The organism is Desulfocurvus sp., from assembly GCF_023230885.1.
In the GTDB taxonomy this organism is placed as follows: domain Bacteria; phylum Desulfobacterota; class Desulfovibrionia; order Desulfovibrionales; family Desulfovibrionaceae; genus Desulfocurvus.
Map to the genome: position 1 here is coordinate 1 of NZ_JALNWM010000119.1, position 10,203 is coordinate 10,203.

Consider the following 10,203-nt stretch of genomic DNA (forward strand, 5'->3'; position numbering starts at 1 on the left):
CACCTCGGGCAACGACGAAATGCAGGCCGGGGCGACCGGCGCGACGTTCAAGGGCTTTGGCGGCAACGACACCCTCACCGGCGGCGCGGGCAACGACACCCTGTCCGGCGGCACGGGCAACGACTCCCTCTCCGGCGGCGGCGGCGTCAACACCGTCAGCTTCGCCGACGCGACATCGGGCGTGAACGTGAACCTGACCACGGGCACGGCCAGCGGCCAGGGCAGCGACACCCTGGCCGGCTTCACCCGGGTGGAGGGCTCGGGCCACGCCGACACCATCACGGGCTCGGCCTCGGCCGACACTCTCACCGGCGGCGCGGGCAACGACTCCCTCTCCGGCATGGCGGGCAACGACTCCCTGGACGGCGGCGGCGGCGACGACTTCCTGCGCGGCGGCGACGGCGCGGACACCCTTTCGGGCGGCGACGGCTTCGACACCTTCTACTACGGCGCCACAAGCGAGATGGGCGACAGCGTGATCGCCTTCCACTGGGGCTTTGACGTGTTCAAGTTCGAAAACGACGCCGTGGCCGACCTGGGCACCGGAACCCTGGAGGCCGGACGCTTCTTCCGCGTGGACAACTACGCCGCCACCCCCGACATGGGTGTCGCGGGCTCGGTGTTCATCTACGACCTGGCCACCGACGCCCTCTACTACGACAGCGACGGCAGCGACACCACGGCCTCCACCGACAAGATCATCCTGGCCGGGGACGTGGGCTTCGCCGAAGACGCCCACAGCGAACCGACCTTCGAGAGCATCCGCATCGTGGACCTCGCCTAGCCCGGCCGGGCGCCCCGCGCCACCAAGGCCCCCGGAGCCCCGGCTCCGGGGGCCTTTCGCGCGGCAGCAAACAGGTTGACAAGACCCCGACCCGGGGATGAAGAAAGCCCGATGCAAAGCCTGAAAAAACGTATCGCCCGGGGCGGGACCGTCCTGGGCTCGTGGATCACCCTGGCCCACCCGGCCATCGCCGAGATCATGGCCCGCGCCGGGTTCGACTGGCTGGCCGTGGACCTGGAGCACAGCGTCATCACCATCCGCGAGGCCGAGGAGCTGATCCGCGTCATCGACCTGTGCGGCGCGGCGCCCCTGGTGCGCCTGTCGTGGAACGACCCGGTGCAGATCAAGCGCGTCATGGACGCCGGGGCCCACGGGGTCATCGTGCCCATGATCAACACCGCAGAGCAGGCCCGGGCCGCCGTGGCCGCCGTGCGCTACCCCGCCCGGGGCACGCGCGGGGTGGGCCTGGCCCGCGCCCAGGGCTACGGCACGCGCTTTGCCCAGTACAAGGACTGGCTGGAGGACAACGCCACGGTCATCGTCCAGGTGGAGCACATCGAGGCCGTGCGCAACCTTGAGGACATCCTGGCCGTGGACGGGGTGGACGGCTTCATCGTCGGCCCCTACGACCTGTCGGGCTCCCTCGGCCTGCCCGGAGCCTTCGACCATCCCGACATGCTCGCCGCCATGAGCCGCATCCGCGAGGTGGCCGCCGCCGTGGGCGCGCGCTCGGGCATCCACGTCATCGAACCCGACCCCGAGGAGCTGGCCATGCGCCTGGGCCAGGGCTACACCTTCGTGGCCTACAGCCTGGACGTGCGCATGCTCGACGTGGCCAGCCGCGCCGGGCTGGCCGCCGCCCGCAAAGGATAGCCGCCCATGAACGTCATCGCCGTCATCCCCGCCCGCATGGGCTCTTCGCGTTTTCCCGGCAAGCCCCTGGCGCCCATCGCGGGCATCCCCATGATCGGCCACGTCTGGAAACGCACGGCCCTGGCCCTGGGCCAGGACAATACCTGGGTCGCCACCTGCGACCGCGAGATTTTCGACTATATCGAGTCCGTGGGCGGGCACGCGGTTATGACCGCCGACACCCACGAGCGCTGCACCGACCGCACCGCCGAGGCCATGCTCAAGATCGAGGCCCACACCGGGCGCGCCGATGTGGTGGTCATGGTCCAGGGCGACGAACCCCTGGTGACCCCGGAGATGATCCGCCAGGCCGTGGCGCCCTTCGAGGCCGACCCCGCGGTGCAGGTGGTCAACCTCATGGGCGACCTGCAAACCCGCGAGGAGCACGACGACCCCAACGAGGTCAAGGTCGTGGTCGACCTGGCGGGCAACGCCCTGTACTTCTCGCGCGAGCCGATCCCCTCGTGGAAGAAGGGCGCCCGGCATGTGCCCATGTACAAGCAGGTCTGCATCATCCCCTTCCGGCGCGACTTCCTGCTGACCTTCAACCGCCTGGCGCCCACGCCTCTGGAGGAGGTCGAGTCCGTGGACATGCTGCGCCTGCTGGAGCACGGGTACAAGGTACGCATGGTCCACACCGGGGGCCGCAACATCGGGGTGGACACCGCCCGCGACCTGGCCGTGGCCGAGGCGCTCATGGCCGAGGACCCCATCTTCCCCGCCTACGCCCGGGAACTGGGGAGCTAGGAGGATGCCGGTCATGAACGAGCTGGTCGCCGTTTTCGGGGGTTCGGGCTTCCTGGGCAGCCACGTCTGCGACGAGCTGACGCGGGCCGGATACCGCGTGCGCGTCTGCGACCTGGCGCCCTCGCCCCATCTGCAACCCGGGCAGGAGATGCTCCGCTGCGACATCCTGGACCCGGAGGCCGTGGCCCGGGCCGTGGACGGGGCCGACCACGTCTACAACTTCGCCGGGCTGGCCGACATCGACGAAGCCCGCGACAAGCCCATCCGCACCCTGGAGCTCAACGTCATGGGCAACGCCCACATCCTGGAGGCCTGCAAGGCCGCCGGGGTGCGGCGCTACGTCTTCGCCAGCACGGTGTACGTCTATTCCGAGAAGGGCTCCTTCTACCGCGCAAGCAAGCAGGCCTCCGAGCGCGTCATCGAGGCCTACCACGAACGCTACGGCGTGCAGTACACCATCCTGCGCTACGGGTCGCTCTACGGGCGCCGCGCCGACATGCGCAACGGCATCTACCGCATCCTGCACTCGGCCCTGACCCAGGGCCATGTGACCTACTCCGGCACCGGCGACGAGCAGCGCGAGTACATCCATGTGCGCGACGCCGCGCGCCTGTCCGTGCGCATCCTGGACGAACAGTACGCCAACCAGCACGTCATCCTCACCGGGCCCTACCCCTACAAGGTCCGCGACCTGATGGACATGGTCCGCGAAATCATGGGCAACAAGCCGGACATCCGCTTCCTGAACAAACCCCTGGGCGGACACTACAAGATCACGCCCTACGCCTTCCTGCCCCGGCTGGGCACCAAGCTCGTGGGCGAGTCCTACACCGACATGGGCCAGGGCCTGCTGGACTGCCTGGCCGAGATGCACGACACCCTGACCGACGACACCACCGGTTAGGGCCCCCCGGGGGGCCCTTGCCGCCACCCACCCCACGCCGCCGGGCCGCCCGGCGCACATGGAGCCGAACCGCAATGCGCATCCCGTTCATCGATCTCAAAAAGCAGTTCCACCGCCTGGAGCCGGAAATCCGCCGCCGCATGGACGAGGTCCTGGCCCACGGGCAGTTCATCCTCGGGCCCGAGGTGGCCGAGCTGGAGCGCGAGCTGGCCGCCTTCACGGGCGTGCGCCACGCCATCGCCTGCTCCAGCGGCACCGACGCCCTCCTGCTGGCCCTCATGGCCCACGAGGTGGGCCCGGGCGACGCCATCTTCCTGCCGCCCTTCACCTTCGTGGCCACCGCCGAGGTCGTGGCCCTGCTGGGCGCCACCCCCGTGTTCGTGGACTCCGATCCCGAAACCTTCAACATGGACCCCGAGGCCCTGCGCCGGGCCCTGCGCGCCCTGGACACCGGCGATCCCGGCCTGCACCCCCTGCCCGCCACCACCGGCAAGCTCACGCCCAAGGGCGTCATCCCCGTGGACATCTTCGGCCTGTCCGCCGACTACGCGCCCATCCAGAGCCTGGCCGACAAGCACGGCCTGTTCGTGCTCGAAGACGCGGCCCAGAGCTTCGGCGGCCTCTATGGCGACAAACGCTGCGGGGCCCTGGGCCACGTCGGCGCCACGAGCTTCTTCCCGGCCAAGCCCCTGGGCTGCTACGGCGACGGCGGAGCGGTGTTCACCGACGACGACGAGCTGGCCGCGCTGATGCGCTCGCTGCTCTTCCACGGCAAGGGCGGCCACCGCTACGACAACGACCGCATCGGCATCAACGGCCGGCTGGACACCCTCCAGGCCGCCGTGCTGCTGCCCAAGCTGACCGTGTTCCCCGACGAGCTGGACGCCCGCCAGCGCGTGGCCCGGCGCTACACCGAGCTGCTCGCGCCCGTGCCCGGGCTGACCCTGCAAGCCATCCCCGAGGGCTGCCGCAGCGCCTGGGCCCAGTTCTCCTTCCTGCACGAGCGGCGCGACGCCATCCAGGAGGCCCTGCACGCGGCGGGCATCCCCACGGCCATCTACTATCCCAAGCCGCTGCACATGCAAAAGGCCTTCGCCGACCTGGGCTACCGGCCGGAGGACATGCCCGTGTCCCTGGACCTGTCCAGGCGCATCCTGAGCCTGCCCATGCACCCCTACCTGGACGACGCGCTCATCGAGGAGATCTGCGCCGTCGTGGCCGAAGCGGCCGTCTAGGGAGGCCCGGGCATGCACGCCGGTCCCGGAACGCACGCCCCCGCGCGCCGCGTGGTCCGGGACCGGCTCGCCCTCCTGGCCGTGCTGGTTGCGGCCTGGCTGGCGGGGTTGTACCCCCGGCTGCTGGAGCTGCCCCTGTGGGCCCATCCGCTGCTGGCCGTGGACGGCGAGCCGCTCATGGCCACCCACGACGCCTACGCCTGGCTGGCGGGCGCGCGCGGCCTGGGCATCGGCGCGGGCTCGCCCATGTCCGGGCTCATCGCCGGGGCGGCGGGGCTCCTTGGCGTGTCCCCGGGGCTGGCGGCCTTCTGGATTCCGGCCCTGGCCGCGCCGCTGGTGGGCGTGGCCACGGCCCTGTGGGCCCGGACCCTGGCCGGAACCCCCGCCGCCCTGGGCGCGGGGCTGCTGGCCTCCACCGCCCCGGGATTCCTGCACCGCACGCGCCTGGGCTTCTACGACACGGACATCGTCACCCTGCTCTTTCCCCTGGTCCAGTGCTGGCTGCTGGCCCGCTGGCTGACCCCGTGGCTGCGCCGCCCGGGGGGCCGGGAGGCGGACGCGCCCAAGGACGGGCCGGGCCCGCTGGCGCCCCTGCTGGCCGGGCTGGCCATGGCCCTGGGCGGCGGGCAGTGGCACCCGCGCCTGGCCGACTACGCCGCCGGGGCCCTGTGGCTCACGGCGGTCCTGATCCTTGCGGCCGCGCGGCCGGGAACACGGCCCCGGCTGCTGGCCGGGCTGGCCGTATGCGGGCTGGCGGCCTTCGGCGGGCTGCCGGGGCTGGCCGGGGCCCTGGCCCTGGCCGGGCTGCTGTGGCTGCGGACCGACCGCGCCCTGCCCGCGCCCTGGCGGCCCTGGCTCGCGGCGGCCCTGGCGGCGGCGGCCCTGGCGGGCACCCCGCAGCTGGGCACCCTGGCCCACCGCGCCCAGGGGCTGGCGGCCCTGTACGCCCCCTCCCGGGTGGAGCAGCGCGCCCCCGCCGAGGAGGCCGCCACGGCCCGCTATCCGGGGGTGATCCAAAGCGTCATCGAGGCCCGCAGCGCGCCGCTGGATGAAGCCCTGGCCAGGCTCGCGCCCCGGGCCTGGATCGCCGGGGCCGGGCTGGCGGGTTTCGCCGCCGTGGCGCTGCTGCGGCCGGTGGCGCTGCTGCTGGCGCCCCTGGCGGCGCTGGTCTTCTTCGGCTCCACCCTGGGCACGCGGGTGACCATGTTCGGCGGCCCCGCCGTGGCCCTGGGGCTGGCCGTACCCCTGGCCTGGGGCCTGGAGCGGCTCACCCGGGGCCGCCCCGGGGGCGGCGCGCTCCGCCTGGGGGCCCAGGCCCTGCTGGCCGGGGCCCTGCTCCTGCCCGTGCACCAGGCGGCCTCGGCCCTGCGCCCGGCCCCGGCCATCACCGCCCAGCACGTCCGGGCCCTCAAGGCCCTGGCCGCGCAGGCCGAACCAGGGGCGGCCCTGTGGACATGGTGGGACTGGGGCTACGCCGCCCAGTACCACGCGGGCCTGCCGACCTTCGCCGACGGCGCGCGGCACAGCGGGCAGGTCCTCTACCCCCTGGCCCTGGTCATGACCACGCCCCTGCCGCGCCAGGCGCGGCAGATGATGCAGTACGCCGCCCTGCGCGACATGCGCCCCTGGGAGACCTTCGACCGGCGCACGGCGGCCGAGGTCCGTGAATTCGTGGCCTCCCTGGGCGCCGCGCGCTACGACCTGCGCGCCGCGCCGCCCCAGTACCTGCTGACCAGCTGGGAGGCCGTGCGCCTGGCCCACTGGATCACCTACTACGGCACCTGGGACGTGACCGCCGGGCAGGGCGTGCACGGCAGCCACACGCGCCTGGGCGCCTTCACCCTGGACCGCGAGGCCGGGATGCTCACCCCCGAGGGCCAGGCCGCGCTGGCCCTGCGCAGCGCCGACGAGCTGACCCCGGCGGGCCGCGAGGCGCGCCGCTACGACCGCGACCACGGGCCGCGCCTGCTCGTCAACCGCCCTGCGGGCCAGGCCGTGCTCCTGGACGACCTGACCTACAACGGGATGCTGGTCCGGCTGCTGCTGTGCGCGCCCGACGATCCGGAGATCGCCGAGCACTTCAGCCTGGTGTACGAGGGGTTTCCCCTGGTGCGCATCTGGCGCGCCAAGCGGGAGGAGGCGCCCCGGCCCCGGGAAGGGACCGGCGCGCGCCGGGAGGGGGAGTCCGGCTAGGGCGCGCCCTGCTGGAAATGGCGCTCGATGACGGCGGCGTCGTCCTTGCCCGCGGCCATGCCAAGGGCCTTGGCCTCGCCGTGGCAGACGAAGCCGCCGCCCGCGTGGTTGACGTAGCCCGCCGAAAGGACTGTGGAGTAGGGCATCTGCTCGCGCAGTTCGTCGTGTTCGATGCGGTCCGGGAACAGCACGGGAATGGCCTGCCCGGAAAAATCCTCGAAAATGATGTACTTCATCGCGGCACCTCGCGCCCGGTCCTGTGGTTCGCTCCGCCCCTGGCGGACCCGCATCCTATACCGGCTTCGGGCGGTGATGTAAACGCCGCCCCCCGCCGCACACCGCCTGTTGCCCCCTCCACGGCGGGCCAGCGCCGCATGCAGCCCCGATGTTGCGGCCCCGCAATCCGGAAAATGCGCAATGCCATGCGCCCGGAGAAAAAACACCGCCGCCGTAAAGCGACGGAAGATTCCGGCATTCCGGAACCACCCATATTGAACTCGCCTCCAGGGCACTGCACCCCGGGTATGCCGCCCACTGAAAACGGCCTCTGCGGCGACGCGGAAAGAAAGCTCTTGCACCGATCCATGCACATGCGTATATACTATTTCAAATCACACCCCCCCCGCCATCAGGAGCAACCGGAAAATTTTACGGTTATGGGACGCCGGGACATCACGACACAACCTTGCATCAAGGAGCGTGAACAATGGACGACCATCTGAAGGAAGCCCTGGAAATAGTCAGGGCCCAGGCCAGCGTCAGGACAATGACCGAGGACGAGATCACCTCCATGGTCCGTAAGCTCGCGGCGGGCATCCGCGACATCGCCGAGGGCGAATTCTCCGCCGAGCCCCAGGAGGCCGCCCTGGACCCCAAAAAGGCCATCCGCGAAAAGTCCATCATCAACCTCGAAGACGGCAAGGCGTACAAGATCCTGACCAGGAAGAACCTGGCCAAGTTCGGCCTGACGCCCGACGAGTACCGCGAAAAATGGGGCTACAAGAAGGGCACGCCGCTCATCTGCAAGAGCCTGCAACGCGAGCGGCGCAAGAAGATGAAGGAAATGGAGCTGTGGACCAAGCGCACCAAGGCCCGCAAGAAGAAATGACGGGCGGGGCGCCCGGGGCCGCCTGGCGGCCCCGGGGTGCCGGCCTCACGCCCCGGGCCGCTCCAGGAACCAGCGGTAGGTGGCGGCGATGCCCTCGCGCAGCCCGATGCCCGGGCGCCAGCCCAGCTCCCTGAGCCGCGACACGTCCAGAAGCTTGCGCGGGGTGCCGTCGGGCCGCGACGGGTCGAACACGATGCGCCCCTGGTAGCCCACCGCCTCGGCCACCATCCCGGCCAGCTCGGCGATGGTCACGTCCTGCCCGCTGCCGACATTGACGATCTCCTCGGCGTCGTAGTGGTCCATGAGGTGCAGGCAGGCCGAGGCCAGGTCGTCCACGTGCAGGAACTCGCGCCGGGGCGTGCCCGAGCCCCAGACCGCGACCTCCGCCTGCCCGGCGGCCTTGGCCGCGTGGAAGCGGCCCATGAGCGCGGGCAGCACATGGGAGGACTCGGCGTCGAAGTTGTCGTGGGGGCCGTAGAGGTTGGTGGGCATGAGGCAGATGGCCGCGAAGCCGTACTGGCGCCTGTAGGCCTGGCACATCTTGATGCCCGCGATCTTGGCCACGGCGTACCACTGGTTGGTGGGCTCCAGGGCCCCGGAGAGCAGGTATTCCTCGCGCAGGGGCTGGGGCGCGAACTTGGGGTAGATGCACGACGACCCCAGGAACAGCAGCTTCCTGACCCCGGCCTTCCAGGCGCTGTGGATGACGTTGGTCTGTATGGCCAGGTTGTCGCGGATGAACTCCGCCGGGCGGATGTCGTTGGCATGGATGCCGCCCACCCGGGCGGCGGCCAGCAGCACATACTCGGGCCGCTCGGCCTCGAACAGGGCGTCCACGGCGTCCTGGCGGGTCAGGTCGCACTCGGAGCGGGTGCGGGTCATGATGGCGGTGTGGCCTGCGGCGCGCAGGGCGCGCACCAGGGCGGAGCCCACAAGCCCCCCGTGACCGGCCACGAAAATCTTGGAATCCTTCTGCATTGTCCCCTCGCTTCTTGGTGATGACCCGGGCATTCTAGCCGCTTTCGCCCCGGGAGGGAACAGCCCGGCGACCATCCGGAACCGGGGCTTTCCTGCGGGCCGGGATGCGGGTATCATCCTGCCAATGCCGCAGACTCCGCCACCACCCGGCCCCGGAGCCCCCGGGGCGCAGGCCGGGCCCGCAACGGGGCCCGAGGATCTCGTCCGCGCGGGCGTTCCCGTGGAACACCTGCAGATCGGCGAGTGCATCCTGTCGCGCCGCCCGGTGCTGGTGACCACGGTGCTCGGCTCGTGCGTGGCGGTGACCTTCCACCACGCGCCCACGGGCACCGGGGCCATATGCCACGCCATGCTCCCCGGCGGCGCCGGGCCTGGCTCCGGGGGCATGGGCCCCTGCCGCTGCGTGGACACGGCCGTGGCGGCGATCCTGGGGCGCCTGGACGCGCTGAAGCTGTCCCGCCGGGAGCTGGTGGTCAAGCTGTTCGGCGGCGGCTTCACCATCCAGCCCGAGCGCAAGGGCCCCCTGCGCGACATCGTGGACGTGGGCCGCAAGAACGTGGAGGCCGCCCGGCGCGAGCTGGCCCGCCACGGGCTGACCCCGGCGGGCGAGAAGGTCCTTGGCGACCGGGGCCGCAAGCTCTTCTTCCACACCGCCAGCGGCGAGATCTGGCTGCGCTTCGTCAACGCCCCGGCACAGGCCACCACCCGCGAATAAGCCCCGGGAGCGGCCCCGGCCCGGGGTCAGCCCCCCTGGCCGCCCGCCCCGTCCCCGGGCGCCCCGCCCGTCTTCTCCATGCCGATGAAAAACATGAGCAGCGCCGGGGTGACGAACACGGTGAACACCGTGGAAAACGCCAGCCCCGAGAGGATCACCGCGCCCAGGCCGGAATACAGCTCCGAGCCCGGCCCCGGCATCACCGCCAGGGGCAGCATGCCGAAGATGGAGGTCAGCGCGCTCATGTAGATGGGCCGCAGGCGCGTACGCACGGAGTCGAGCACGGCCTCCTTGTGGCCCATGCCGCCCTCGCGGATGTTGTTCAGCGACTGGTGGACGATGAGGATGGCGTTGTTGACCACGACTCCGATGAGGATGACGAAGCCGAGCATGGTCAGCACGTCCAGGGGCCGCAGCACGAAGAGGTTCTGCACGCGCAGGCCCACGAACCCGCCCGCGGCGGCCAGGGGCACGGTGAACAGGATCACCAGCGGGTAGATGAAGTTGCCGAACAGCGCGGACATGAGCAGGTAGATGATGACCACCGCCAGCACGAAGTTCCATTGCAGGGTCTTGCGGGTCTCCTGGAGCTTGTCCGCCGCGCCGGACAGGCGCACGTCCACCCCG

The 10,203-nt window shown here is 71.2% G+C and carries 11 protein-coding genes; 8 read left to right on the top strand and 3 right to left on the bottom strand.

From position 1 onward, the window contains the following. The 6 genes from M0P34_RS09595 to M0P34_RS09620 all read left to right on the top strand — a co-directional run. The coding region (locus M0P34_RS09595; RefSeq protein WP_291498696.1) for a calcium-binding protein at positions 1–784 on the top strand (784 nt) is incomplete at its 5' end. Positions 785–895: 111 nt separating this feature from the next. Beyond that, entirely contained in the window at positions 896–1,657 is a 762-nt protein-coding gene (locus M0P34_RS09600; RefSeq protein ID WP_291498697.1) for an aldolase/citrate lyase family protein, read from the top strand. Between the two features lie 6 nt (positions 1,658–1,663). Next, positions 1,664–2,443 carry a 3-deoxy-manno-octulosonate cytidylyltransferase gene (gene kdsB, locus M0P34_RS09605; RefSeq protein WP_291498698.1) on the top strand — a complete coding sequence of 260 codons (780 nt, stop codon included), beginning with the start codon at positions 1,664–1,666 and terminating at the stop codon, positions 2,441–2,443. A 13-nt stretch (positions 2,444–2,456) separates the two neighbouring features. Further along, entirely contained in the window at positions 2,457–3,347 is an 891-nt protein-coding gene (locus M0P34_RS09610) for an NAD(P)-dependent oxidoreductase (RefSeq protein WP_291498699.1), read from the top strand. Between the two features lie 74 nt (positions 3,348–3,421). Further along, entirely contained in the window at positions 3,422–4,582 is a 1,161-nt protein-coding gene (locus M0P34_RS09615; protein ID WP_291498700.1) for a DegT/DnrJ/EryC1/StrS family aminotransferase, read from the top strand. Positions 4,583–4,594: 12 nt separating this feature from the next. Beyond that, a complete protein-coding gene (locus tag M0P34_RS09620; protein ID WP_291498701.1) occupies positions 4,595–6,775 on the top strand; it encodes an STT3 domain-containing protein in 2,181 nt (726 codons plus the stop codon). Here M0P34_RS09620 and M0P34_RS09625 read toward each other — a convergent pair. Next, positions 6,772–7,011 carry a hypothetical protein gene (locus M0P34_RS09625; protein ID WP_291498702.1) on the bottom strand — a complete coding sequence of 80 codons (240 nt, stop codon included), beginning with the start codon at positions 7,009–7,011 and terminating at the stop codon, positions 6,772–6,774. The two genes, M0P34_RS09620 and M0P34_RS09625, sit on opposite strands and share 4 nt — an antisense overlap. 470 nt (positions 7,012–7,481) lie before the next feature. Here M0P34_RS09625 and M0P34_RS09630 point away from each other — a divergent pair, with 470 nt between their 5' ends. Beyond that, positions 7,482–7,883: a MucR family transcriptional regulator gene (locus M0P34_RS09630; protein ID WP_291498703.1), complete on the top strand. Its 402-nt coding sequence runs from the start codon at positions 7,482–7,484 to the stop codon at positions 7,881–7,883. Positions 7,884–7,928: 45 nt separating this feature from the next. On the opposite strand, the gene M0P34_RS09635 is transcribed toward M0P34_RS09630, so the two are convergent. Continuing rightward, positions 7,929–8,861 (bottom strand): GDP-L-fucose synthase, encoded by a 933-nt coding sequence (locus M0P34_RS09635; RefSeq protein ID WP_291498704.1) that lies wholly within the window; start codon positions 8,859–8,861, stop codon positions 7,929–7,931. Positions 8,862–9,081: 220 nt separating this feature from the next. Between M0P34_RS09635 and M0P34_RS09640 the strand changes: the two genes are divergently transcribed. Next, positions 9,082–9,576, top strand: coding sequence for a chemotaxis protein CheD (locus M0P34_RS09640; protein WP_291498705.1), 495 nt, complete (start codon positions 9,082–9,084; stop codon positions 9,574–9,576). Positions 9,577–9,602: 26 nt separating this feature from the next. Here M0P34_RS09640 and M0P34_RS09645 read toward each other — a convergent pair. Next, positions 9,603–10,203: efflux RND transporter permease subunit (locus M0P34_RS09645; RefSeq protein WP_291498706.1), on the bottom strand; the 601-nt coding region annotated here is incomplete at its 5' end.